Consider the following 25,739-nt stretch of genomic DNA (forward strand, 5'->3'; position numbering starts at 1 on the left):
ATCAAGGAAGCAAAAATCATGTTCCTATTTACGTCCCTCCGCGGGTCACAGTGTATGCAGCGTATGTCCCAGCGTATATTCCACTGCGCCGCTGGCATCACCCTTGCCGTCGCCACCCTGTGTGCTGGCAGCCAGGCGATGGCGGCCGACATCAAGGTGGTCAGTTCGGGCGGTTTTGCCCAGGCTTACAAAAACCTGGCACCTGCCTATGAGCAGGCCAGCGGCGACAAGCTGGTATCCGGCTGGGGCCCGTCCATGGGGACGACCACCAATGCCATCCCGGTACGCATGGCACGCGGCGAAGAAATTGATGTCGTCATCATGGTCGGCGATTCGCTCGACACCCTGATGAAAGAAGGCAAGCTGGTCGCTGGCAGCAAGGTGGTGCTGGCCAATTCACCGATTGCGTGTGCGGTAAAAAAAGGCAATGCCAAACCCGACATCAGTACCGTTGATGGCCTGAAGAATGCTTTCCTGAAGGCCCGCAAGGTCGCCTATTCCGACAGCGCCAGTGGCGAATACATCAAACACCAGTTGATGAAAAAACTCGATATCGCCGACCAGATGCAGGGCAAGGCAGCACAAATCCCTGCCACGCCAGTTGGTGAAATCATCGCCCATGGTGAAGCCGATTTTGGTTGCCAGCAGCGCAGTGAACTATTGCCGGTAGAGGGCATAGACATCGTCGGCCTGCTGCCACAGGAAGTGCAATTGACGACAGCTTTTTCTGCCGCCATCGTCACCGGCAGCAAGGTGCCGGCCCAGGCCCAGGCCTTGTTGAATTTTTTATCCTCAGAAAAAAATGCCAGCGTGATTGCAGAGACTGGTCTTGAACCAGTCGCAGGCAAGAAATAATTGATATAGTTTCATCCCGTTTCAATTCCCACAGACCCCGCTGGCTGGAAAGTCAGCCACCGAGTACAAAGGTCGAATAGTATGTCTAGTACAACCACCATAGCCCCCAGCGGCGTCGAACAGGGCAGCAGTGCGCCCGCACCACGCCAATCGAAATTCTTTACCGTGATCCGTGTCACGAGCGGTAATTTCATTGAAATGTATGACTTTTTCCTGTTTGGATTTTATGCCACCTATATCGCCAAGGCATTCTTTCCGGCCAGCAGTGAATATGCTGCCCTGATGATGACCTTTGCCACCTTTGGCGCTGGTTTCTTCATGCGACCGCTGGGGGCGATTATTCTGGGTAGTTACATTGACCGCATCGGTCGTCGCAAGGGGCTGGTGCTGACGCTGGGCATCATGGCGTCGGGTACCGCGATGATCGCCTTCATCCCCGGTTATGCCACCATCGGTTTGCTGGCACCTTTCCTGGTACTGGTTGGCCGCCTGTTGCAGGGTTTTTCTGCCGGGGTGGAACTGGGTGGCGTCTCGGTGTATCTGTCAGAAATGGCGACGCCGGGCCACAAGGGCTTTTATGTCAGCTGGCAATCAGCCAGCCAACAGGTAGCCATCATCTTTTCGGCAGGCCTGGGTTACTTTTTGAATGAAACCCTGAGCAAGGAATTCATCGCTGACTGGGGCTGGCGCATTCCTTTCTTCATCGGCTGTTCCATCATCCCGGTGGTGTTTTACATCCGCCGCTCGCTGCAAGAGACAGAAGAATACCTGGCGCAAAAAACTCACCCCAGCTTCAAGGAAATGCTGAAAACCATTTCCCTCAACTGGCCACTGGTCGTCACCGGCACCATGCTGATCGTGATGACCACGGTATCCTTTTACCTGATCACGGTGTACACACCGACCTTTGGCAAAACCGTGCTGAAACTGACTACGGTGGAAAGCCTGCTGGTGACGCTGTGCGTGGGTGTATCCAACTTCATCTGGCTGCCGGTCATGGGTGCCCTGTCTGACCGTATCGGCAGATGGCCCATCATGGCACTGTTTTCTGGCCTGACTGCAGTGACGGCTTATCCCTTGCTGTCATGGCTGATCGCCAACCCCAGTTTTCAACATATGCTGGTGGTGGAGTTATGGCTGTCTTTCCTGTACGGCAGCTATAACGGTGCGACGATCGTTGCGCTGACAGAGATTATCCCCGTGCGTATCCGTACCACCGGTTTTTCGCTGGCGTATAGTTTGGCCACGGCCTTGTTTGGCGGCCTGACACCGCTGGTCTCTACCTGGCTGATAGAAACCACCGGCGACAAGGCATCGCCTGGTTACTGGATGGCGATGGCAGGCAGCTTTGGCTTGCTGGCGACTTTCCTGATTTACCGTGGCGTGGTCAAAGAACGTTAATCTATTTTAAAGCCGACCGCCGTGACAGAACGTTGAACGTAGGTACGATTAGCGCAGCGTAATCGTACGCAATCGTACACAAATTTGAAGCGTCATTGTCATTGCCGGGCACAACATACGTGTGATTACGCTGCGCTAATCTCACCTACGCAGCCACATTTTTCGACGCGGTTTTGGGGCGGTTTTGCGTATGTCCTAATCTATTTTAAAGGCGACCGCCGTGACATACGGCATGGCAGAACGTAGGTACGATTAGCGCAGCGTAATCGTACACAATCGTACACATATTTGAAGCGTCATTGTCATTGCCAGACACAACATACGTGTGATTACGCTGCGCTAATCTCACCTACGCAGACACATTTTTCGACGCGGTTTTGGGGTGGTTTTAATCTATTTTAAAGGCGACCGCCGTGGCATACGGCATGGCAGATGGGGCGGTAATGACCAACCCATCTGCCTGTTGCTTCCACTGTAGCGGTGCACCCTGATGACCCAGCAGGCTGACGGACGTGATGGGCTTGCCCAGCAGGTTTTCTGCACTACCCAATGACCGTATCCTGATCTCGGCACCGGCTGCCGGTACTGCCATGCTGAATGCATACAGCGACCCGTCCTTGCCCCTGGTGAAGCGGAAGTCATGCGGGCCAAATGCAAATTCAGCCTGCTTCTTGCCCAGTGCATGGCCAGGCAGTGTACGCAGTTTGTCGCCTCCGCCTTCACCCGCATTTTCACCCTCCCCCAGACGCACCCAGGCTTTGCTGCCATAAATGCCCTGGCCATTCAGGCGCAGCCAGTTACCGACTTCTTGCAGCATGCGGGTGCTGCCTTCATCCAGTGATCCATCCGGCAGGGGCGACACGCAAATGGCGACGTTGCCGTCACGCGCCACTTCTTCCAGCAGATAACGTATCATCGCGCCAGAATCATAGGTAAAGCCCGGCTGGTAATACCAGTCGCCGACCGGGGTTTCGGCTATCCAGGCCTGGTCGGTCTTGATGTTGCGGGGGATGGTGCCTTCTTCGGTATTCACCGTGCCATTGGTATTAGGCCGAAACTTGATGATGCTGAAGGTATCGATCTTGCCGCGTGTTTTCAGCGCATGGTTATAAAAATCGGCGATGACGGTCTGGGTGGCATCGGCCTTGAAACCGGTACCGGTATGGTCGCCGCTGAAGGGTTGGGGGCCGGTGCCATCGGTGTAAATGAAATCAGGGTCGTAACGATCCACCACATCCATCATGCGTAAGGCCCAGCGCGTGGCATACCATTTGGCAAAATCCTGATGACGGCTGAACAGGCCATCGGGTGGCGGGTTCCAGGGCGAATAGGCAGCTTTGCTGACACCCTGGTATTCGCGCAGATCGATGTTATACAAGAGCCTGGGGTCCAGCCCCTGCCACCATTTGCCGACGCCATCTGCCAGGCTTAACTGACCGTCGTAAGGGATGCCGGCACGTTCACCCTGGGTGTCGCTGCCAAAGGCGGTTTGCCACCACCACCATGAATATTCATGGTGAAACGCCACTCCATAGCGGATGCCGGCAGCTTTGGCGGCCTTGGCCCATTCGCCAACCAGGTCACGCTTTGGCCCTAGCCGTACTGAGTTCCAGGGCTGGTAGCGCGAATCCCACAAATCAAAATTATCATGATGCACGCCTTGCACGATCAGGAAGCGTGCTCCGGCATCCTTGTATATGGCAGTCAGTTTGGCGGGGTCCAGCTGCACCGGGTTCCAGTCACGCAAGACTTCCTTGTAGCCGGTCTGTGACGGGTGGCCATAGTCCTTGAGGTGGTTTTTGTATGCCGGGGTGTCGGGGTTATACAGCCTGCGGGCATACCAGTCACCACTCTTGCCTGCCGCCTGTGGGCCAAAATGTACCCAGATGCCAAATTTGGCTTCACGCAGCCATGCTGGCGTGCCGGGGTAGTTTTTTTCGATTGATTCCCAGGTGGGCTGGAAGGGGCCGGGTGTGATAGGTATGCCCAGCTTGACCTCGGCAGCGGTTTTACTGTCACCCAGTGGTACGCTGTCTATGGGTAACGCGGGGGGGATGGCAGGCATGGGTGGCAGCGGTGGCAGGGTTGACAATCCGGCGGCGTGTGCCTGCAAGGCACTGCTGATCAATACCACGAGGGAGATCCTGGACAATGTGCTCATTCTGTATTCACTCTGCATGTGGCTGGTTGGAAGGGCGCTATTCACGACCGCGTGGTGCATGCTAAAAGGTATGCAGGAAAACAGCCAATCAATTTTCTGTGAATGATGATACGCAAATTGGTATCGGACACGACGCTTGCTGTTGCTCAAGGGGGTGATTGTTTGTTTTGTTGAATAAATGGGAAAATGGTACGGGTATGTCAACACGTCCTAAATTTGTCATAAAGCTTGGTAAAATAAGCTGGCAAGTCACCTCCACCTACGAATTGCACAGTAACGGTAATTGATCTTACTAATCGCACAGGACAGCCATGGGCCTTTTTGATTTTTTCAGCAGCAAGCCATCCACCAAAAAATTTGGACAGATCGTCATCGATTTTGCGCGGCGGCAGGGGGTGGATCAACTTATCCGTTTTGATGAAACCGAATTCCGCCTGCTGGTGGGGGACGGCGGTTCCCATGTACTGAATCTGCACAATGCCTATCGTGATTACTGTGCTTCGCCCAAAAGCCATCGTGATACGGTCTTGCTGAAATATACTGCCGGCCTGCAACTGGAAGGCATACCGGACGACTTTGCCAGTGCCAAAGCCCATCTCATGCCCAGCGTGAAGCCGCGCGGGCAGGGCGAATATTTGCGCCTGACCAGCCTGATCCAGGATAAACCCATGTCCTATGATGAAGCGTCACTGAATTTCAGCGACGACGCCGTGCTGATGCTGGCCTATGACACCGAACATTCGATGGCCCTGGTCAATCGCTCCAATTTTGAAACCTGGGGTGTCAGCGTGCAGGATGCGATGGATGTGGCATTGGCCAACCTGCGTGATCGCACGACCGATAAATTTGTAGACATAGGCGTTGGCGTAGTGGCGGGCGTCTGGGAGGATGCCTACGACTCATCGCGCATCCTGATGCCAGACCTGGCTTATCGCGCCAATTGCGGCAGCGACCCGGTCATGATGGTGCCAACACGTGGGCGCTTCTTGCTGACTGCCGCAGCGAATATCGCTGGTCAGTTGTGCATGATAGGCCATGCGCAGGAATGCAGCGAAAAAGAAGGCCGGGTCGTGTCTGCCGGCATGTATAAAATCAAGAATGGCCAGATCGTCAGCTACACGCCGGAAGATCCTGACGTTGTCGCCAGCCTGAGGTCGCTGCAGACATCTTACCTTGCAGAAGACTATAGCTCGCAAAAAGAATTGCTGGAAGCCCTGTACGAAAAAAACAAGACAGACGTTTTTGTGGCCACCTTTACCGTCTTCAAGAACAATCAAACCAGCCTGCTGACCTCGCTGTGCACCTGGACCCGTGGCGTCGTATCGCTCTTACCCAAAACCGACCTGGTGGCTTTGCTGATGCCCGGCGACACAGAGAGTGAGCATCGAACCAAGATCATTACCTGGGAAGCCGCCATCAGCATTGCCGCCGACCTGATGCAAGAAGTGGAGGGCTATCCTGCACGCTATCTGGTCAAGAATTTCCCGACCCTTGAGCAAGTGAATTCGGTGACAGAAACGCCCTTGTGATGGTTGGGTGCGCCGCGCGCTCCACCCGCGTAAAATGAGTGTGATGGGTGTGAAGACGGTGCGCACGGCGCACCCTACTCGCCGCGTTTGTTCACCACTCGTAACACTGTAGGGTGCGCCATGCGCACCATCTCCCCGATTAATTGAAACGGTGTGCCAGCGCACGAAGCCCTTAACTATGAAATAGATCTACATGAAGATGTATATATTGGTACGTGAAGATATTCCTCTCGGGTTTGCGATGGTTGCGGTGGCACATGCTTCACTTGCAGGCTATTTGAAATTCCAGGATACGCCCGAAGTCAAGGCCTGGCTTGATGGTCCATTCTTCAAAGCAGTTTGCCGTGTCAATGCGAAAGAGTTTGAAAATGCCAAGCAGGTTGCTGATCACGTGGTGTTGACTGAATCGGCACTGGATAATCGTGAAGTCGCTATCGTTTTTCGCCCTCGTGAAGAGTGGCCGAAGATGTTTAAATTTCTCAAGCTTTATCGTGAAGTCGTAGAGTAGGGTGCGCCACGCGCACCGGATTTGACTTTTGAAAGGACAGCAAGCGGTGCGCGTGGCGCACCCTACGCAAGATTCGTTGCTCAACTTTCCGTACCCAAGCGGTCTACATGACACGTCCGGCGTACCGAAAAAATACAATACCAATATCCCTATGATCGAAAAAATATATGTGATGATGGATGGCTATAATTTCATTGACTGGGGTGTTCTACTTTTGGGTATTAGCGGTATTCCTGGTATTGATGACCACCTTCAGGTGGGACAGATTGAAGGCTTCGCAAAAAATAAACTTTCATTCGTGACATCGCATGATCTTTTGTTTGATGTGATAGCGGGTTTGGCGATAGGCAGCAATGCTACCAGCGCCGAGTTACGCGATACTCTGGAAAAAATCTGTCAATCCAAAGAAATCAATATGGATGATGCCAGACGAAAATGGAGATTAGTTGGAACGGAATATATGCTCTCTGTTCTTGATCCAGATCCAGTTTATGGACTGATCGAGCTGTCCGGGTTCTGGTCGGCTTGGGGGTGGCCCAGCGATGCGCCATTTCAGATGCGAAACCATAAAAACCATTTGTCTTCTGAAGAGTATCATTCACAACAAAACTTCAAGAAAATAATTACAGAGCATCAAAAATGGCTTGAGATGGAACATGCTCTATTTGCATATATGCAAATAGACGACGAATCGTTCAAGCAAGCAGTGCGCAAGACGCACCCCACACAACATTCGTTACTCAACTTTCGATACGCGGCCGGAAATCTGCTGGCTTGTGATTCATCTGATGTGAAAAGCATTTTTCGGCTATGCTTAGTGCTGACTCACTTAGTGCTGACTCATCTTGCTGGTGTGATCCGCCATGCCTTACTATGAAAATTCCCACACGCTTACCGCCCTGGTCTGTTATTACTCCTTTTGCTGCCTGGGGCATCCTGGCGGGGTCATTGTTGATATCTGGTCCCTGGTATGCCATCGTGCTGACTGCTGCGCTGTTTGGTGGTGTGTTGACGGCGGTGTATCACGCTGAAGTGGTGGCGCATCGCATCGGTGAACCATTTGGTACGCTGCTGCTGGCCTTGGCGGTGACGCTGATTGAAGTCGCGCTGATTGTGTCCCTGATGCTGGCGGGCGGGGAAGCCACATCCGGCCTGGCGCGGGATACGGTGTTTGCGGCCATCATGATTATCCTTAACGGCATTGTCGGCATCTGTCTGCTGGCCGGTGCCAGCCTGCACAAGGAACAAAGCTTCAGCCTGCATGGTGCCAGCACCTCACTGGCGACGCTGGCAGCGCTGGCGGTACTGACCCTGGTCTTGCCCAATTTTACGTCTACCGTGGCAGGCCCATATTACAGCCCCAGCCAATTGACTTTTATCGCCATCGTTTCACTGGTACTGTATGGAACTTTTGTGCTGGTGCAGACGGTGCGCCATCGTGATTATTTCTTGCCTGAAAATGTAACCACGGATGAAGAGGCACACGCACCTTTACCGTCCAATACCATGAGCTGGATGAGTGCCGGCTTGCTGATGTTGTGTCTGGGTGCGGTGGTCTTGCTGGCCAAGTCGCTCGCACCCACGCTGGAACATGCCGTGCTGGCCGCCGGCGCACCGAATGCCCTGGTCGGTATCATCATTGCGATGGTGGTGTTATTGCCGGAAGGGGTTGCTGCCTTCCGTGCGGCCCGTGCCAATCGGCTGCAGACCAGCATCAACCTGGCTCTGGGGTCGGCGCTTGCCAGCATAGGCCTGACCATACCGGTGGTCGCCGTGATTTCACTGGCAACCGGCTGGTCGCTGACGCTGGGTATTGATGCCAAATCCAGCGTGCTGCTGTTGCTGTCGCTGATCATTACCTCACTGTCATTGGGTACCGGCCGTACCACCATCATGCAGGGCACCATCCATTGCGTGATCTTTGCGGTGTATTTGTTCACCACCGTGGTGCCGTGACAGCCTGAAAAAATCCTGACATTGTACGTTAACGAACAGACTGGGCGGTTGCAGGGGGATGTAATGGGCGAACACTTTCCTGTTACAGCCTGGAGAAATAATGATACCTGCCGCGTCCGCTACCCTGATGGGGAGCCTGAAAGATACCCTCTGCCATATGCTTGTCAGAGCACGCTTGCCTGCCTTCATGTTGCTGACAACGATGCAGGCATGCAGCGCACAAAGCAGCCTGCCCGCAGCCCAGGGCTTTGGTGCGCAACCCCATTTGCCCGAACCTGAAAAATCCATCGTGCCGACGATAAACATCGCGCCCGCCATTGGTTGGGCCAAGGGCGAAAAACCGCAGGCAGCCAATGGTTTGGCGGTGGCAGCATTTGCAGTGGGGCTGGATCATCCACGCATGTTGCATGTCTTGCCGAATGGCGATGTTTTGGTCGCAGAAAGCAATGCACCAGCAATACACGATACCACCAGTGGTTTAAAAGCCGTCCGCAAATGGGTGGAAGGTAAGGTTAAAAGTTCAGCCGGTGCCAGCATGCCCAGCCCCGACCGCATCATCTTATTGCGTGGCCTGGATGAACATGGCGTGGCCAGCACCCGCAGCATATTCCTGCAAGGCTTACATTCACCCTTTGGCATGGCCCAGGTGGGAGACTATTTATATGTGGCCAACACCGATGCCATCATGCGTTATCCCTATAAGCGCGGGCAAACCAGCATTACCGAGCCTGGCGTGAAGGTCGTGGATTTACCTGCCGGAAAAATCGATCATCACTGGACCAAGGACCTGGTGGCCAGCCGCGATGGCTTGCGCCTGTACGTGTCGGTGGGATCCAACAGCAATGTCGCAGAAAATGGCATGGAGAATGAAAAAGACCGCGCCGCCATTCATGAAATTGATATCGCGACAGGCCGCATGCGACTGTTTGCCAGTGGCTTGCGTAACGCCAATGGCCTGGCGTGGCAACCCCAAAGTGGGCAGTTGTGGGCTGCCGTGAATGAAAGAGATGAACTGGGTAACGACCTGGTGCCAGACTATATGACGTCGGTACGCGATGGCGGGTTTTATGGCTGGCCGTATAGTTATTTTGGCCAGCATGTGGATGTGCGGGTAAAGCCGCAACGGCCTGATCTGGTTGCCACTGCTCTGGCGCCGGATTATGCGCTGGGCGCGCACACGGCGTCATTGGGCTTGACGTTTTATGACGGCAAGATGCTGCCAGCCAGTTATGCCGGTGGTGCCTTTGTTGGCCAGCATGGCTCATGGAATCGCAAACCCCACAGCGGTTACAAGGTGATTTTTGTGCCCTTTGCAAATGGCAAGCCAGCCGGCGCACCGCAAGACATACTTACCGGATTTTTAACCGCAGACGGCAAGGCCAAAGGGCGCCCCGTCGGGGTTGCTGTTGACAGCAAGGGTGCCTTGCTGGTGGCAGATGATGTCGGCAATATCATCTGGCGGGTAACGGCAACGGCCCAGTAATATCCTGTAATACCCACTAATACCCGGTGTGCTGCCGGCAGAGGATGCTTCATTCCCTGCCGGTTTTTGCCGTCTGGGTGAGGGCATTGCCAGACAGGCGGTAGCACAGCCTGTCATCGACAGGTACGCCCCTTAGGTGTTGGTAGAAACGCAGCCCGGCTTGATTATCTGCCCTGACATGCCAGTCAACCCGCACACAATTTTTGCTCAGTGCATACGCTGCCACCCATTGCATCAATGCCTCACCAACGCCAGTGCGACGTTCTGTGCGCAAGACATACAGCTCTTTCACAAAAAGCTGTCCCGTTTCGCCCACTGTCGCGTTGACCAGCGAATGAAATAGCGTGATCGCCACCAGCCCGACAACCACGCCATCATCCCGCGTGGCGACCACGATACGTATGGATGAATCAGGCCCAAGCAGGTTCTGCATGAAATGTTGTTGGATGATCTGTCTGGGCACAGCATTTTCACCGTTGTAGTGAACGCTCATATCGTGCAGCAGGTCTACCGCCGATACGTAGTGGTTTTCCTGGATGAAGGCGATCTGCAAATTGACCTCGGTGGTGTTTGAGTTGGTAGGAGCAAGCATAGCACTCACCTACGTTCAGGCATTCGGTGCGCATGGCGCACCCTACAGTGTTACGACTGGTGAACAAACGCGGCGAGTAGGGTGCGCCGTGCGCACCGATGGATTATCGTAATTATTTTACCGATGAATTTCATGAGATTCATTTTATCCCTGTGGCATCCTCTTGGGGCACAAAGCGTCGTCGCCATCCGCGTTTTTCTACTGCACGTATATTGGCCGCATGCTTTAGCTCTTGCAGGTAGGGCATGAGCAGTGTCAATTCGCGGTCGTCAACCTGTCCTTCAAACATATTAATACGTACCAGGTTGCCATAATTGCGCCGCAGTTTTTCTGGCGTGTCGTCCAGCATGATGACGTGTTCGAGCCGGTAACCTTGACGCCTGACCTTGCGTAAATCCTTGACCCATTCATAGTTTTGCTGCTCAGGATCAAATACATAGGTGCAGCGTTTCCTGGACCACAAAAACTTCAAGGGCGCATCTCCGTCAAACAAATGGCTGACAACGATGTGTGCATAATCTTCTGAAGATGAGGTCCAGACAGCAAGATCAAAATGTTCCTGGCAGTAAGCCAGAAATTCTTTAACATGTGGGCGCAGATAACATTGGTAGCCAAAAAAGATAAAATCAGGCTCACGCCCCAGATGATCTTTGGTGGCATACAACAGCGTTTCGTCAAGATCAAGTATCAAGAGTTTTTTCATTTATCGCATGAACGTTTTGTCTTGGGCAGTAAGCACAAGTCTGGTTATCTTATTTTAAAACATGTTTTCATCATAGCTGGTTTACACTATGCCAGTAATTTTCTACCCCGGGAAACCACATGCCTGTCAATGATCCATCGGTTTATTCACACAGCACAAGCAGCAATCACGGTCTTGGTCACCGGCGGATGTTGCTGTCTTTGATGGTGGGGTTTTTCTTGCTGTGGGTGGTCTTGCCCTTGCTGTTTCCCAACCTGGCCTACCTGGTGTATTTGTTGACGGCACCGCTGCGTTATGTGGGGGTGTTTGTGCATGAGATGGGGCATGGCCTGGCCAGCTTGCTGACAGGGGGATCGTTTTACTGGTTCCAGATGGATGCGGACGGTGGTGTGGCGATCACCGGTGGTGGCTGGCAAAGCCTGGTCTTGCTGGGTGGTTTGCTGGGGCCGGCGGTGTGTGGCAGCGTGTTGCTGATTGTGTCGACCAGGGCAGCGAAATTGTGGATTCCTTACTTGGTCTTGTTGCTGTTTTTTGCCTGTGGCGGCTATTACATGTTCAAGCCGGTATGGTTGAGCACTGCCGATTACCCCTTGCTGGCACAATGGCATATGACACATTTGCTGGCTTTACTATTGCCAGTGTTGCTGATGATGGCCTGTCTGTTTTTATTGCGCGCTGCGGATGCCTGGCAAAGGCTGGCCTTGCAAGTGCTGGGCATCATCATGTGTTATTCAGCCTTTAGTGACACCAGTTATATCTTTCAATATGCAGCCCTGGGCAATGGCATGTATTCTGATGCGCGGGTATTTGCCTCGCTGTTCTTGCCCTTTGATGTGCAAGCCTTACCCTGGCTGGCCTTTGTGTTTTTTGCGCTGTTGATAGGGGGATTGAATTTTGTCTTGCTGGGCCTGGGTGTCAAAGGGGCTTTGGCTTTGCCGCAGCCGCGATGACAGGTTAGGCCAATGGCGCTTAATCTGGTATCCAGTCGAAATAAGCGATCATCATTTCTTCAAAGGTCTGTTCGCCAAAGTGCACGGCGGCTTTGGGATTGGGGTTGGCCGGGTTGTCGCTGGAATTGTCATACCAGGCCGTGGCCGCAATGCGCATGCCAGGCTGCACAAGGATGGCTTCTTTTAACTGATAGGCGGTTTGCCAGTTGAAGTCGTATTTGGGAATATTCAGCAACAGGCTGCGCTTGCCATCCGGGTCTACCAGTTCTATCTTCCAGGCCTTGCCGCGCAGATGTGCATGCGGCATCAAGGCGGTCAGTTTGCCTGGCTTGCGGAACAGGTAGCTGGCTTCTATTGGGTGATTGGCGGCACCGGGTGGTATTTCAAACTTGGCGTTGAAGGCAGATTCACTTTTGACTTCTTTTAATCTGGTGTCGGTATTGGTCGCATCGTCAGCAAACTGGAAGGCGATTTTGGCCTGGTCGATCTGCTCGGTACCATTCGGCTGGTAATGGATCTGGAATTTTAGCCAGGCTCCTTTGGGGATTTTCTTGGCGGCACCTTCGGGAAAGGTCGTCAATGGCGTGCCTGGTACCAGCGCGCCAAAGAAACCATCGATACCACCAGCCCGGCGCTTGGCACCGGGTTCTTCCAGAAACACCAGTATGTGATGGACTACCTTGGGGGCCGATGCCCGTATTTCCATCGCGGTGACCCATTTGTCGGTGTCAAAATCGGTTTTCAGGTAGCTGTACTGGTATTCGACCACGCCTTGCGCCGGTACCGTATGCGGCTCGGCAATTTGCAATACGGCGTCCGGCTTGAGCATGTCCCAGCCAGCCACATAGGTGCGTGGGGCAGGGGCTTCTTTGGCGTTGCCAGCCGGGCTACCGGCTTTAAACCAGTTGGACAGGTCGGCCAGTTCCTGTTCTGACAGGCTCCTGTCATTGGCCCAGTGACCCACGCTGGGGTCGGCATTCCAGGGTGGCATGAGGCGCTTGCTGGTCATATAGTCGATAATGGTCTTACGGGCGGTGACTTGCGCATAGGTCTGCAGGGGCATGGGCGCAACACCGCCAGCACGGTGGCACATCTCGCATTTTTGTGCGAGCAGGCGGCTGATGCGGTTGTGGTAGGTGACGGGCCGGTTCTGCACTGTGTCGCCTGCATGGTCGGGCAACAGGCAACCGCTGGCTTCACTTTGTGTGGTGACGATATCTTTACCTGACTGGTATTCGGCGATGGCTTTGCGCAGCCAGGTTTGTCCTGGCGCGTCTTTGTGCACGCTGATGCCGTACTGGTCGTCGATGGCACCACGAAACAGCAGGGTGCCGTGCTGGTCGGCTAAAAATACTTCCGAAGTGGATGCTGCCCGCAAGGCATTGCTGATGGCGTGATTGGTGTCGAGCACCACGCGGCCCTGCAAGTTGCTGCTGGCAGCACTTTGTTTTGCTTCGGCGGATGAATAGGGGCTGACATCGACATACACGAAATTAAAGCCTTGCGAGGTGTATTCTTTTTCAAATTCTGCCAGGCGTGGTGCATAGCGTTGCGATACCGGGCATTCAGCATCGCGCATGACGATGATGGCACCACGCGTGCCAGCCAGTTGCGACAGCACACCCTCGCGCCCATTGAGGTCTTTGAACTTGACATCAGCCAGACGTTCGCCGACGCGGTAACCAAAGCTGGACAAGGCAGCCGAAGTGGGGGCGGCCGGAGTGGGTTTGGCTTCTTTGGCCACCGCTGCCATGCCAATATCGGCATGCGCCAGCAACTGGCAAAACAGGGCAGCTAACAACAGCGTTAATCCAGATTTCATCTTGTGGCGCTTTCAAATCAGAGGGGCGTCGGGAGATGATAATTTACTTTAGATTACTGTTTTTGTCATGCGAATGATAGTTCGGTAGGACTTACGCAAAACCGCCCCTGCTGCGTTGCAGCACCTTGCTGGGACAATTTTGCGTAAGTCCTATTCAGCGATGCCGGATCGGGTGTGCCGCTTCAAAATCGGCGATAGGCATGGGGCGGCCAAAATAATAACCCTGGTAGGCAAGGCAGCCCTGGCTGGCGAGATAGTCGCGTTGCTCGGCACTTTCCACGCCTTCGGCAATGACGGACAAGCCCATGCTCTGACTGAGGGCGACGATGGTGCGGGCGATGGCGGCGTCATTCGGGTCACTGAGTACGTCACGCACAAAGGATTGGTCGATCTTCAACTGATCCAGCGGCAGGCGTTTCAGATACGTCAGCGATGAATAGCCGGTACCAAAATCATCGAGCGAAAAGCACAGGCCTGCTGCTTTCAGTAATTCCATTTTGCGGATAATATCTTCAACGTCATCCACCAGCAGGCTTTCGGTCAGTTCCAGTTTCAGCAGATGCGGATTGGCACCGGTCTGGTGAATGATGGCCAATACCTGCTCGACCACATCTGCCTGCCGGAACTGGCGGGCGCTGACATTGACGGCTATCGTCAGGTGGGCGCGCTGGTCTTGCTGCGACCAGCTGACCAGTTGCCTGCAGGCGGTCTGCAAGACCCAATAACCGAGCGGCAGTATCAGGCCGGTGGATTCTGCCAGGGGGATGAATTCAGCCGGGGAAATCATACCGCGTTGCGGATGCTGCCAGCGTGCCAGGGCTTCGACACCGATCAGCTCACCTGTATGGTTGACTTGTGCCTGGTAGTACAACTGCAGTTGTTCATTGCGCAGGCCTTCGCGCAATTCTTTTTCCATGGCGGCGCGGGAGGTGACCACGGCCTGCATGCCCGGATCAAAAAAGCGCAGAGTGTTGCGACCGGCGGTCTTGGCGGCATACATGGCCAGGTCAGCCTGTTTCATCAATTCATCAGAACTGGTGTCATGGTCGCTAATCAGGGTGATGCCTACACTGGGCGTGCTGTGACATTCATAACCAGCAAGGTCATACGCCTGGTTCAGGGCAACGAGGATTTTCTTGCCGACCATTTCGATCTGGGTGGCGGCTTCGTTGGAGGCCTCGCTCAAATTTTCCAGCAAGAGCACAAATTCATCGCCGCCTATGCGCGCCACGGTATCATCTTCGCGCACGCAATGGATCAGGCGTGCCGATACCTGTTGCAATAACAGGTCACCTTTGTGGTGGCCCTGGGTATCATTGAGGGTCTTGAAATTGTCCAGGTCGATATACATCAGCGCGCCTTTGCGGCCACTGCGGGCGCAAGATGCCAGGGCCTGTTGCAGGCGGTCTGTCAGCAGACGGCGGTTAGGCAACCTGGTCAGCGGGTCGTAAAAGGCCAGGTTCTTGATTTCATCTTCTGCAGCCTTGCGGGTAGTGATATCGGTCAGGGTGCCGACATAGTGCAGCAATTCATGGTTGTTGCCATACACGGCGGTGATGGTCAGCCATTGCGGGCTGATCTGGCCATTTTTGTGGCGGTTCCAGATTTCGCCTTGCCAACTGCCTTCGGCTTCCAGACGGCGGCTCATGTCAGCAAAAAAAACGTCATCATGCTGGCCGGATTTCAATAAATCCTGGGTCTGGCCAATGGCATCTTCGCGCGAGTAGCCGGTGATTTCGGTAAAGGCGCGGTTGACCTGCTGTATCACCCTGTTGGCATTGGTGACGAACATGCCTTCATGCGATTCAAACACGGTGGCGGCCAGATGCAGGCTTTGTTCTGCCTGCTTGCGCGCGGTGATGTCGCGCACAAAGGCAGGAAACAATTCCTGGCCGGGCAGATAACGTATCGACACTTCGACATCGATGATGCGGCCATCCTTGCACCTTTGCCGTGCTTCAAACTGCTGGCTGCCTTCTTTGCGCAGGACGTCGACGCGCTCATGCACAGGCATGCCGCAGGTGCCTTCCAGTACATCGATATCGCTGATATTGAGGGCGAGCATTTCTTCACGGGTATAACCCATCATGGTACAGGCAGTTTCGTTGACGGCTTTCAGGTCGCCGTCTTTGTTGATGAGCCAGAAGGCATCCATGGCGGTTTGCAGGATCAGTTCATCCAGATCCGTGACGCGCTTGCGCTCGGTGATATCCACCGCCAGCCCGCCCAGTTGTGGCGTGCCATCAAAACCGGTGAATACGAATTTATTCACCAGCCACCAACTGAGGCTGCCATCGATATTGGTGGATGGCCATACAGCTTCGTTGTGTTGACGGCTTTCCAGCAAGAGCAGGTCATTATCGTGATACCCATCGGCGACGCTGGCAGGCCAGAGTTCATGATCGGTCTTGCCAAGGACTTCCTGCATGGATGTATTGAAACGACGCAAGAAATTGTCACTGACAAACTTGTAGCGCCCGTCGAAATCCTTGACCCATGCCACGATGGCGCTATTGCCCAGGAAGGCGCGAAACTGTTCATCGCTATGCTGTTGCGCGATCAGCATGCGATTGAATTCATGCGCCACTGCCAGCAGTTCACTGGGGCCGTCAGCGCGTGCCCTGACACCCAGGTCTCCCTTGTTGGCGGCACGCGCCACATCGGCCAGCGCGATCATCGGGTCGGTAATCCGCTGGCTAAAGCTAAACGCAACCAGCAATAGCAGGGCGATCATCAATAACACCAGCAGGATGGACTCGACGGCCCTGGCCCTGGATTCAGCAAAGACGGTGTGCGCCGGTACGCCCACAAAGGCCACCATTCCATATTCAGGCAGCGCGACCACCGAAATGAAGCGCACCACACCATCCACGGCCTGGCTTTCAAATTCACCGCTTTTCAATGCGACGATATGTTTTGCTGCTTCCGAAGTGGGGCGGGTACCGATAATCTTGTCCGGGTCCAGGTTACGCCAGATCAGGATGCCGTCATCACGGAAAAAACCGTAACGGCTGGATTCCGGCAAAAACTCCCCCGGGATGTTGGGGTTATAAAAACCGACATCCACCGACAGCATGACCACGCCGACTATTTGCTGTTCCATGCTCCAGATCGGCAGGCTCAGTGTGGTAGACCAGGGGCTGCTACTGTCACTATGGTTGTTATTGTTACGATGGGGCGCGGAAATGTTCAGGCCCTGGTTGCGGATGGCACCCTGTATGTATTCTGATTTGATCAGTTCAGGTGTGGCGGCATCCTGCGCCTTGTCCTTGCCCGATATGGCACAAAGAATATTGCCCTGCAAATCGGCCAGGATGATGCGGGCAAAGGCAGGGTCAAGGTTGGCCAGGTTACCCAGTTTCACCGGGCAGTCTGCCAGAGCCAGTTGGCGTACCGCTGGCAAACTGGCGATGCCCGCCATGACCTGGTGTGCCTGTGCCAGCTTGCCCTTGGTATTTTTGATCATGACACTGGCCATGGTCTTGAGGGCGGTCTTGGTATTGGCCGTCGATTGCTGGAAATCATGATAGATGCCAAACCCGACCGCCGCCATCAGCGGCATCGATACCAGCAACACCAGCATCAGCAAATAGCTGCGGATAGACCTTGCCGGCACGGGCGGTAGATTGCTTACAGTCTCTTCACGGTGCGCTGTCATGGTGCTTTTTCCGTAGTCCCAGTGGGAACACAAGCCTTGTTTTCAGATAGCCGGGGGAGTACCCGTGCATTGCATTTCCTTGGCAAGCTTTTAAGAACCTGTTTACGATCTTACTGTGCGTGCGTGATCGGGGCTCATGCGCTGCTCAAAATGAGCATGGTCTTAGAGGCCATTCCGTTTTTTGCGCTGCGTTTTTGTTACCCTGACCCCGCTGATGCACGTACGCAGGCTCGCTACAGATCGTAATCAAGTTCTAAACAGTTCTAAACAAATCATGCTTCAAAGCAATTTTTATCATAAACGGTATGCAAGCCCTTGTCTGCGTCCATTTTGCATGTTTTGCAATCCTTTACAACTGGAACCGGGCTACCCAGGCCTGCGGGTGGCACTGCCGGTCTTGCGCAAAGACCAGGGCGTGCCAGACAGCAGCAGGTGGGGTTGGATTTATTATCCATATTATCACCAGCCATCGGCACCAATGTCACAATTGACTATCCAGCCACGTGGAAGTCACTTGACTTAACATTTCAGATACAAATATCTTTCTCATAAGTATTATTATTCGCCGCATAATAAGCGCCAGGCACGCTTGCCAATTATTCCATTCCGCTGAATGTAATTCGTTTTCTTGTTAATAAACTATGAAATCATTATCCGTAAAGACTTTCGCTTATACCTTGATGGCTTGTTCAATGGCCTGGACAGTGGTTTTGCTAACCGCCTGTGCGCCAGTGGCGCAAAAAACTGCTGCTGACACTGTTGGTACCAGCAGCGACAACCGCGCCTACCATCCCGTCATCCTGATATCGATAGATGGCTTCAAGCCCGACTACCTGAACCGCGGTGTGACACCCCGGCTGAATGCACTGGCCGCCAGTGGCGTGCGGGCAGAGGCTATGCGCCCCTCCTTTCCATCGATTACCTTTCCCAATCATTACACCCTGGTGACAGGCCTGCGTCCAGACCATCACGGCATCGTCGGCAATACCATGGATGACGCCAGGATTGCTGGTGTGCGCTTTAAATTAAGCAACAGCAGTGCGGTGCTTGACCGTCGCTGGTGGGATCAGGCAGAGCCAATCTGGGTCACCGCAGAAAAGAATCATGTCCGCTCAGCCATCATGTTCTGGCCAGGTTCCGAAGCCGCCATACACGGCGTGCGTCCGTCGGAATACCGCCCCTACAATGACAAGCTGAGCCCGGCTGACCGTGTCGATACCGTGCTGGGCTGGATGGACAAACCAGGTGCCAGCCGCCCCCAGTTTTTGACGCTGTACTTTGACCATGTGGATCACGCCGGCCATGAATTTGGCCCTGATACTGCAGAAGTGACAGCTGCGGTAGCCAGTGCCGACGCCGCTATCGCCCGCCTGACAGATGGTCTGCGTGCGCGGCAGATTGACGCCGACCTGATTATCGTGTCCGATCATGGCATGGCTGCGACCAGTCCTGAACGTATTGTGCAACTGGACCAGATCGTCAATCCCTTGCTCACCAATGTGGTGACCCATGGTAGCTATGCCGGAATCAATCCTAAAGAGGGACAAGAAGAAGCGGTGGCCAAAGCGCTGCTGCAAGCCCACGAACATATGCAGTGCTGGAAAAAAGAAAACCTGCCAGCGCGTTTTGAATATGGACAAAACCCGCGTGTGCCACGTTTTATCTGCCTGGCGGAAGTGAGTTGGCTGGTGGAGCCCGATGCCAAGGCTGCAGCAAAGGCCGGCAAGGGAGGGCACGGCTACGATAATGTGAGTAAAGAAATGCAGGCACTGTTTATTGCCAACGGCCCGTCCTTCAGGCAGGCGACAGTGCTGCCGCCGTTCGACAATGTGCATGTCTATCCATTGATCATGAAGCTGATCCATGTTCCGGCCTTGCCATCCGACGGCAAGCTTGAAGCCGTTGAAGGCGCACTGCTACCGTAAATGCACTGCCATGTCATTCCGTTTGAGCACGGGCATTGGAAGCAAGTCCGGCGGTGCGCAAGCTGCCCAGGCTGTAGGCATACTGGCGGGTGAATTCTGCCCCCAGCAAAAAGATCTGGGCAGAGTAATACACCCATAACAGCAAGGCGATGATGGAACCCGCCGCACCAAAACTGCTGGCGACACCGCTATTGCCGATATACACGCCGATCAGCAATTTACCTACATAGAACAAACTTGCCGTGCCCGTCGCACCAACCCAGACATCGCCCCACGACAGCCGCACCTGCGGCAGCATCTTGAAGATGACGGCAAACAGGGAAGCAATCACCGCAAAGCCAATGCCTGACGACAGCGGCAGCAGTATCAGTGCCACTGCAGTGCGGCTGCCTTGCCAGTAATGTTCCAGTGCCGCCAGCACCGCACTGACGACCAGTGATACCAGCATCAAAAATGCCAGCACCAGTATCAAGCCAAACGATAGCAGGCGCGTGCGTAAAAACTGCCACAGACTGTTGCTGCGGCTGGGCGGCACTTGCCAGATTTCATCCAGGCTTTCTTTTAACTCGGCAAACACGCTGGTTGCACCGATCAGCAGCAACACGCTGGCAATCAGTGTAGCGATACGCCCTGCATCGTCATTGTGCGCACCGGCTAGCAACAGTTGTATCGCTGTCGCCCCGCTTTGACCTACCAGGCCATGCAATTGATTGAATAATTGCCCACGTGCGGCTTGTTCGCCATAAAAGAAACCGGCAATCGCCAACACCAATATCAGGACCGGCACCATGGAAAACAGCGTATAAAATGCCAGCGCAGCGCCTTTGCTGGCAGCACGATGGCGTACCCATTCCAGCACGGCACGACCGATCATGCCGACCAGTGCTACCAGCAGGCCAGGGATGGCCCGCTGTTTAGTCAGCCATGGTCTTAGTACGCGATACAGCAGGGTCAAACGCCTCTGCCACTGATCAAACGCAGCAAGATCATGATGACGGCGATCACCAGCAAGACATGGATAAAGCCACCTATGGTGTAGGCCGACACCATACCCAACAACCACAAAATAATCAGTATGACAGCAATGGTATAAAGCATGATGTTTCTTTCTTTAAGTAGGTTAGGTCAACACGCCAGGCAGGCCGCTAAAAATCACCCGGCATACCGCTTTGACGGTAGGCCTAGCTTGAAATAAAAGTTTGTTTTGGTCTGTTAGCTAGCGCACAGAGCGGTAGAACTTTTTCTGTCAGTCTTGTGCTCGGTGAATGCAGTATTTTCTCTTGCCGAAGTCTGGCCAAAGTCTGGACAGCAGCGTAGAACAGATACAGACATTCCCCTTTTTTTGCGAACGAATTTAAATATAATGAACAGCGAAGAATACTTACGCAAAATCGCTCCGGCATGTTTCGGCGGCGGAAAAATACAGAACTCCACGCATCTTCTGTATCGTCGCTGGAGCGGTTTTGCGTAAGTATTTTTACGGGGCCAGGTGCAGTTTTTTCTGCTTTCCCCCTATCTCTTTCCCTTCCCTTGGTACGCCAGCGTACAGAAAATAATCGCGTCGAATGGCAAGCTGAAGGCATGTGTTTTCTATGATGAGCATCCATGCCTGCCCCTACTGCCCCGACCAACAATAATGCCCTGCCAGCTGATACAGGCGTCGCCGCCAGCGTAGTCCCCCGGCTTGCCGATATGCTAGCCCATATGCCTGCGCGCATCCAGCAAACCGCACCAGGCGTCTTGCAACTGTCAGGCAACTGGACTATCCGCCAGTTGGGTAATGTCATGCGTCAACTGGATGCCTTGCTGCTGCGTCACCCGGCGGTAGTGCAGTTGGACGGCCAGCAAATCCAAAAGATAGACAGCATCGTGGCCTGGGTCATGCATACACGTCTGCAAAAACTGCGTGACAGCGGTACCCAGATCAGCATGCAGGGTTGGCCTGATGCTTACCAGCATATGCTGGATGGCCTGGGTGATATTCCAGCCGTTGCGGTGCCGGTGCTTAAGGCCAGCGGCTTGCTGGAAAAAATTGGTAAGGCGACTGTCAACGTCTGGCATGACAATCTGGCTTGGCTGAGTTTTGTCGGGACCATCGCGGTCAGCATGCTGGGTTTGCTACGACACCCGCGGCGCTGGCGTGGCCGCGCCATTTTGCACAATATCCAGATAGCTGGTTTTGAAGCTCTGCCCATTGTTGGTGTCACCTCGTTTTTACTCGGCATCGTGATTGCGTATCAGGGTGCAGACCAGCTCAAGCACTATGGCGCGAATATCTTTGTGGTGGAACTGGTGGGTTACGCCATGCTGCGTGAATTTGCACCACTGATTACGGCCATCATCATCGCTGGCCGTTCTGGTTCAGCCTATGCGGCACAGATAGGCACCATGGTGGTGACGGAAGAAATTGATGCCTTGCAGACCGTCGGCATTCCACCGGTTGATTTGCTGGTGATCCCCAAGCTGCTGGCGCTGATACTGGCCTTGCCACTGCTGACCCTGTTTGCTGATTTGCTGGGCATCATGGGTGGGATGCTGATGGCCAGCAATCAACTGGGTGTCAGCCCGCATGAATTCATGACCCGTTTTGCGACTGAAATTCCACTCAAGACCTTGTTGATCGGTATGGGCAAGTCACTCGTATTTGCAGTGGTGATTGCTACCATAGGGTGCTATCAGGGTTTTCGTACCAAGGGTAATGCCGACAGTGTCGGTCGCCAGACCACGCGCAGTGTGGTGCAGGCAATTTTTATCGTGATCGTGCTGGATGGCGGTTTTTCTGTCATTTTTAATTTATTAGGATTGTAATGACAGCAGCCGAGCCCGCAACCGCACCCGTTCCTACGCCCGCACCTACACCCGCTTCAGCTAGCGATGACTTCGTGATTCAAATGCGCCAGGTCTGTACCCGTTTTGGCGACAAGATCGTGCATCAGAACCTGGATCTGGATATCCGACGTGGCGAGATATTTGCCATCGTCGGCGGCAGCGGTTCTGGCAAATCGACGCTGCTGCGTGAAATGATTTTGCTGCATACGCCAGATTCAGGTTCGGTCACTATCCTGGGGCAGGAACTGGCGGGCATCAGCGATGAAGACGCTGCCGCATTGCGCCAGCGTTGTGGTGTGATGTTTCAAAAAGGCGGCTTGTTCGGCACGCTGACCGTCAGCGAAAACATAGGCTTGCCGCTGCGTGAGCATATTGAATTGGATGAGGGCAGCATCAACGACGTCGCCGCCTGGAAACTGGCTTTGAGTGGCCTCAAGCCAGAAGCGGCCACCCTGTACCCGGCTGAACTCAGCGGTGGCATGTTAAAGCGTGCCGCACTGGCCAGGGCGCTGGCGCTGGACCCGGAACTGCTGTTCCTGGATGAACCCACGGCTGGCCTGGACCCGGCCGGTGCCGGGGGTATCGATGCCCTTGTGCGGCATTTGCACGCGCTGTATCAGCCTACCATCGTGATGATTACCCATGACCTTGATCTGTTGTGGCAAGTCACCCACAGGGTGGCGGTACTGGGCGAGGGCAAGGTGCTGGCGATTGGTTCCATGGAAGAACTGTCACACCTGCAGCACCCCGTCGTCCGTGACTATTTTGATGGCGCACGGGGCAGGGCGGCACAGGAACAGGCGCAGACACAAATAATGGCACAAACACAAACCGCCGGACAACAAGAACAATTGAAAACCAAGGACAGCCCATGGAAACCAAAGTAAATTACGCCGCTGTCGGTGCCTTTGTATTGATGCTTGGGGCCATGTTTGTGGCCGCTGTGCTGTGGCTGTCAGTCGGTCTGGGCAAGCGCACGCAGACGGTCCTGTATCAATCCGTGGTGAATGAATCGGTAGCGGGCCTGAATCTGGATGCGCCGGTCAAATACCAGGGGGTGAATGTCGGCAAGGTCCATGCGATCAGCCTGGACCCGGCCAATCCGCAACAGGTGCAACTGCAGTTTGCGATTGCCGCCGGCACTCCCATCAAGACCGATACCCAGGCCGTCTTGAAAACCCAGGGCCTGACCGGCATCGCCTATGTGGAACTGAGCGGCGGCTCACCCGCAGCACCGGCATTGCAGGCCTTGCCCGGACAAAGCTATCCACAGATACGCACCAAGCCGTCGTTAAGCGCGCGGCTGGAAAATGTCCTGAGCGCCGTACTGGCCAACCTGGACCGCACCGCCGCCAACCTGAATGCTATACTGAATGAAGATAATCGCGCAGCCTTCAGCAAGATCTTGCAGGACACGTCTGCCGTGATGGATGCCCTGGCGTCGCAAAAGGCCACCATGCGTGCCGCGATCGCCAATGCCGCCATCACCACCAATAACACTGCCCAGGCCAGCGCTAAAATGGATGCCTTGTTCCAGCGCATAGGCAAGAGTGCGGATGCCGTTGCCGCCATGGCAGACAAGGCAGGCAAGGCCAGTGACAGTGCAAAAACTGCCGTGGATCAACTGGGTGGCGGTGTGCGTCAGATCAGTACTGACACGCTGCCAGAAATACAAAGACTGATGGCTGAACTGGCGACCTTGTCGGCATCCCTGACCCGCCTGATTGAACAGACCGAACATAATCCCAGCAGCCTGATCAGAGGTCGACAGGCAGCCCCACCGGGGCCAGGGGAATCAAAAGGAGTAACGCCATGAAGCCTGTCCACTTAGCCCAACTACTGCCGGTGCTGGCCTTGTCGATGGCCGGTTGTTCCGCCCTGCAACCGGCCAATGTGCCAGTGGCGGCGGTGTACCGGCTGGATACTGTGGCTACGGTGGCTACGGTGCCCAACATCACTGCGCCTGCCAGGGCAACTGGTACTCCGGCGGCCAGTATCCTGATAGGCAACATCCGTGCTGCTGCCGGTTTTGACAGCAACCACATGCTATTCATGCGCCAGCCACATCAGATTGAAGAGTTTCAGCAAAGCCAGTGGCAAAAACCACCGGCAGCCATGCTCATGCCGCTGGTCACCAGCGCGCTGGAATCCAGCGGCTTGTTCAAGGTGGTGTTACAGGCACCCACAGCCCTGCAGACCACCTACCGGCTGGACCTGGAAATACGCAGCCTGCAACAAGACTTCACCAGCACACCCAGCCGTGTCCACTTCGTCCTGCGCGCGCATTTGTCTGACACCAAAAACCAGCAAATCACCGCCTGGCGTGAATTCGAAGTCAACCTTGCCACCCCTACCGAAGACGCCTATGGCGGTGTCCTGGCCAGCAACCAGGCCGTTACCCAGGCCCTGAAGCAACTGACGGGATTTTGTGCGGAACAGGTAGGGCCGGTCAAGTAAGCTGGGCAGTTTCAAGAAAAGAAAAAAGCAGCCTGAAAACCGGGCTGCTTTTTTTTGATGCCTGCCTTACCAGTCTGCTATACCGGTTTGCTTTAGCGGTTTTCCTTAGCGGTTCATGATTTGCGACAGCACAGCAAACCCACCAGCAAGCCTGCCGTGGCAGCCACGCCGATGGTGCTCCATGGGTTTTCCTTGACATAGGTATCGGTGCACTCGGCCATCTGCTTGCCGGCAGCCAGCGCCGACGCCTGCGCATCCTGCGCCGCGACCATGGCCGTATCCAGCAATTTCATCCCCCGCGCCCGCGCCTCGTCGGCTTTTTCACCACTCAACGTAGCCGCCGCACTAAACAGCGCCTGCGCATCTTTGAGCAATACCTTGATATCTTTGTTGACAGCTTTGATGTTGGATTCGAGCATGATGATCTTCCTTTGGGTTGGTTAGGGAACTATTAAATTTGGAACCTGTGCTGCTTTTGTTTTTGGGTGTTGACGTTGCTGTTGGCTTTGACGTTGTTTTTGATGTTGTTTTTGATGTTGACCTGTGTGTTGCTGTTATTTTTGAATTTCAACCGCTTGGGCCCTGTGTTCCTAAAGGGAGACACATTGCCTTGCAAGGCAATGTCGTTACGCAGGCAGATTGCATGCAATCCGAATTCCCTGCTGCACCGAAGCCATTTGTGTAGTGCAGAAAATGGAAAAAGAAGGTCCGGTGTCTGAGCGTAGCGAGTTTCGGACCTTCCCATTTTTTGCACTACATAAATGGGCACTCCCGAAGGGAGCAAGTCTGCGGTCGCCTTTCTTTGAATACGTTCTTTGGCGAAGCGGTGTGTGTCAAGGTAGTTGTCGCCTCAATTTAAATTAAGCAGCCTTCATGTACGCCTTTTCTTCTACACGAGCCTTCTCTGGAT

At 54.3% G+C, this 25,739-nt stretch carries 22 protein-coding genes; 14 read left to right on the forward strand and 8 right to left on the reverse strand.

Features of this window, described 5'->3' with window-relative positions; all coding sequences use genetic code 11:
• The first annotated feature begins 63 nt into the window (after nucleotides 1-63).
• Nucleotides 64-855, forward strand: a complete 792-nt coding sequence (locus ACO0K9_RS24985; RefSeq protein ID WP_422989547.1) for a substrate-binding domain-containing protein — start codon at nucleotides 64-66, stop codon at nucleotides 853-855.
• Nucleotides 856-936: 81 nt separating this feature from the next.
• A complete protein-coding gene (locus tag ACO0K9_RS24990) occupies nucleotides 937-2,256 on the forward strand; it encodes an MFS transporter (RefSeq protein ID WP_422989549.1) in 1,320 nt (439 codons plus the stop codon).
• Between the two features lie 388 nt (nucleotides 2,257-2,644).
• Here the strand turns inward: ACO0K9_RS24990 and ACO0K9_RS24995 are convergent, their stop codons facing one another.
• Nucleotides 2,645-4,417, reverse strand: coding sequence for an alpha-L-fucosidase (locus ACO0K9_RS24995; RefSeq protein ID WP_422989551.1), 1,773 nt, complete (start codon nucleotides 4,415-4,417; stop codon nucleotides 2,645-2,647).
• Nucleotides 4,418-4,728: 311 nt separating this feature from the next.
• Between ACO0K9_RS24995 and ACO0K9_RS25000 the strand changes: the two genes are divergently transcribed.
• The 5 genes from ACO0K9_RS25000 (at nucleotide 4,729) to ACO0K9_RS25020 (ending at nucleotide 9,893) form a co-directional block, all read left to right on the forward strand.
• Complete coding sequence (locus ACO0K9_RS25000; RefSeq protein ID WP_422989553.1) at nucleotides 4,729-5,946, forward strand: hypothetical protein; 1,218 nt, start codon at nucleotides 4,729-4,731, stop codon at nucleotides 5,944-5,946.
• A gap of 193 nt (nucleotides 5,947-6,139) precedes the next feature.
• Complete coding sequence (locus ACO0K9_RS25005) at nucleotides 6,140-6,454, forward strand: peptidyl-tRNA hydrolase (RefSeq protein ID WP_422989554.1); 315 nt, start codon at nucleotides 6,140-6,142, stop codon at nucleotides 6,452-6,454.
• A 28-nt stretch (nucleotides 6,455-6,482) separates the two neighbouring features.
• Nucleotides 6,483-7,331, forward strand: coding sequence for a DUF2247 family protein (locus ACO0K9_RS25010; RefSeq protein ID WP_422989556.1), 849 nt, complete (start codon nucleotides 6,483-6,485; stop codon nucleotides 7,329-7,331).
• Entirely contained in the window at nucleotides 7,328-8,410 is a 1,083-nt protein-coding gene (locus ACO0K9_RS25015) for a calcium:proton antiporter (RefSeq protein WP_422989558.1), read from the forward strand. Before ACO0K9_RS25010 ends, ACO0K9_RS25015 begins: the two co-directional genes overlap by 4 nt.
• Before the next feature lie 157 nt (nucleotides 8,411-8,567).
• The gene (locus ACO0K9_RS25020; RefSeq protein WP_422989586.1) at nucleotides 8,568-9,893 is read left to right on the forward strand and encodes a PQQ-dependent sugar dehydrogenase; all 1,326 of its coding nucleotides are present in this window, start codon (nucleotides 8,568-8,570) and stop codon (nucleotides 9,891-9,893) included.
• A gap of 49 nt (nucleotides 9,894-9,942) precedes the next feature.
• On the opposite strand, the gene ACO0K9_RS25025 is transcribed toward ACO0K9_RS25020, so the two are convergent.
• Nucleotides 9,943-10,485: a GNAT family N-acetyltransferase gene (locus ACO0K9_RS25025; RefSeq protein WP_422989560.1), complete on the reverse strand. Its 543-nt coding sequence runs from the start codon at nucleotides 10,483-10,485 to the stop codon at nucleotides 9,943-9,945.
• A 139-nt stretch (nucleotides 10,486-10,624) separates the two neighbouring features.
• On the reverse strand, nucleotides 10,625-11,188 hold the full coding sequence (locus tag ACO0K9_RS25030; RefSeq protein WP_422989562.1) for an NIF family HAD-type phosphatase: 564 nt from the start codon (nucleotides 11,186-11,188) through the stop codon (nucleotides 10,625-10,627).
• 119 nt (nucleotides 11,189-11,307) lie between these two features.
• Here ACO0K9_RS25030 and ACO0K9_RS25035 point away from each other — a divergent pair, with 119 nt between their 5' ends.
• On the forward strand, nucleotides 11,308-12,138 hold the full coding sequence (locus ACO0K9_RS25035) for a M50 family metallopeptidase (protein WP_422989564.1): 831 nt from the start codon (nucleotides 11,308-11,310) through the stop codon (nucleotides 12,136-12,138).
• 19 nt (nucleotides 12,139-12,157) lie between these two features.
• Here the strand turns inward: ACO0K9_RS25035 and ACO0K9_RS25040 are convergent, their stop codons facing one another.
• Together ACO0K9_RS25040 and ACO0K9_RS25045 are read right to left on the reverse strand one after the other, a co-directional pair.
• Nucleotides 12,158-13,960: a redoxin domain-containing protein gene (locus tag ACO0K9_RS25040; RefSeq protein ID WP_422989566.1), complete on the reverse strand. Its 1,803-nt coding sequence runs from the start codon at nucleotides 13,958-13,960 to the stop codon at nucleotides 12,158-12,160.
• A 154-nt stretch (nucleotides 13,961-14,114) separates the two neighbouring features.
• A complete protein-coding gene (locus ACO0K9_RS25045; RefSeq protein ID WP_422989568.1) occupies nucleotides 14,115-17,618 on the reverse strand; it encodes an EAL domain-containing protein in 3,504 nt (1,167 codons plus the stop codon).
• 641 nt (nucleotides 17,619-18,259) lie between these two features.
• On the opposite strand from ACO0K9_RS25045, the gene ACO0K9_RS25050 reads away from it, so the two are divergent.
• On the forward strand, nucleotides 18,260-19,543 hold the full coding sequence (locus tag ACO0K9_RS25050) for an ectonucleotide pyrophosphatase/phosphodiesterase (RefSeq protein ID WP_422989570.1): 1,284 nt from the start codon (nucleotides 18,260-18,262) through the stop codon (nucleotides 19,541-19,543).
• Between the two features lie 13 nt (nucleotides 19,544-19,556).
• Here the strand turns inward: ACO0K9_RS25050 and ACO0K9_RS25055 are convergent, their stop codons facing one another.
• A complete protein-coding gene (locus ACO0K9_RS25055) occupies nucleotides 19,557-20,417 on the reverse strand; it encodes a YihY/virulence factor BrkB family protein (protein ID WP_422989588.1) in 861 nt (286 codons plus the stop codon).
• 77 nt (nucleotides 20,418-20,494) lie between these two features.
• Nucleotides 20,495-20,641: a lmo0937 family membrane protein gene (locus ACO0K9_RS25060; protein WP_422989572.1), complete on the reverse strand. Its 147-nt coding sequence runs from the start codon at nucleotides 20,639-20,641 to the stop codon at nucleotides 20,495-20,497.
• A gap of 507 nt (nucleotides 20,642-21,148) precedes the next feature.
• On the opposite strand from ACO0K9_RS25060, the gene ACO0K9_RS25065 reads away from it, so the two are divergent.
• From ACO0K9_RS25065 to ACO0K9_RS25080, 4 genes are read left to right on the forward strand one after another with little or no spacing between them, the layout of a single operon-like run.
• Entirely contained in the window at nucleotides 21,149-22,351 is a 1,203-nt protein-coding gene (locus ACO0K9_RS25065) for an MlaE family ABC transporter permease (RefSeq protein WP_422989574.1), read from the forward strand.
• On the forward strand, nucleotides 22,351-23,259 hold the full coding sequence (locus tag ACO0K9_RS25070; RefSeq protein ID WP_422989576.1) for an ABC transporter ATP-binding protein: 909 nt from the start codon (nucleotides 22,351-22,353) through the stop codon (nucleotides 23,257-23,259). Before ACO0K9_RS25065 ends, ACO0K9_RS25070 begins: the two co-directional genes overlap by 1 nt.
• Nucleotides 23,244-24,188, forward strand: a complete 945-nt coding sequence (locus ACO0K9_RS25075; RefSeq protein WP_422989578.1) for an MlaD family protein — start codon at nucleotides 23,244-23,246, stop codon at nucleotides 24,186-24,188. The genes ACO0K9_RS25070 and ACO0K9_RS25075 overlap by 16 nt, the downstream gene beginning before the upstream one ends.
• A complete protein-coding gene (locus tag ACO0K9_RS25080) occupies nucleotides 24,185-24,829 on the forward strand; it encodes an ABC-type transport auxiliary lipoprotein family protein (RefSeq protein WP_422989580.1) in 645 nt (214 codons plus the stop codon). The genes ACO0K9_RS25075 and ACO0K9_RS25080 overlap by 4 nt, the downstream gene beginning before the upstream one ends.
• Before the next feature lie 113 nt (nucleotides 24,830-24,942).
• On the opposite strand, the gene ACO0K9_RS25085 is transcribed toward ACO0K9_RS25080, so the two are convergent.
• The gene (locus ACO0K9_RS25085; protein ID WP_422989582.1) at nucleotides 24,943-25,248 is read right to left on the reverse strand and encodes a DUF883 family protein; all 306 of its coding nucleotides are present in this window, start codon (nucleotides 25,246-25,248) and stop codon (nucleotides 24,943-24,945) included.
• A gap of 38 nt (nucleotides 25,249-25,286) precedes the next feature.
• On the opposite strand from ACO0K9_RS25085, the gene ACO0K9_RS25090 reads away from it, so the two are divergent.
• Nucleotides 25,287-25,514 carry a hypothetical protein gene (locus tag ACO0K9_RS25090; protein WP_422989584.1) on the forward strand — a complete coding sequence of 76 codons (228 nt, stop codon included), beginning with the start codon at nucleotides 25,287-25,289 and terminating at the stop codon, nucleotides 25,512-25,514.
• Nucleotides 25,515-25,739: the final 225 nt, after the last annotated feature.

The sequence above is a fragment of the Undibacterium sp. Ji50W genome (genome assembly GCF_049340445.1).
GTDB lineage: Bacteria > Pseudomonadota > Gammaproteobacteria > Burkholderiales > Burkholderiaceae_D > Undibacterium.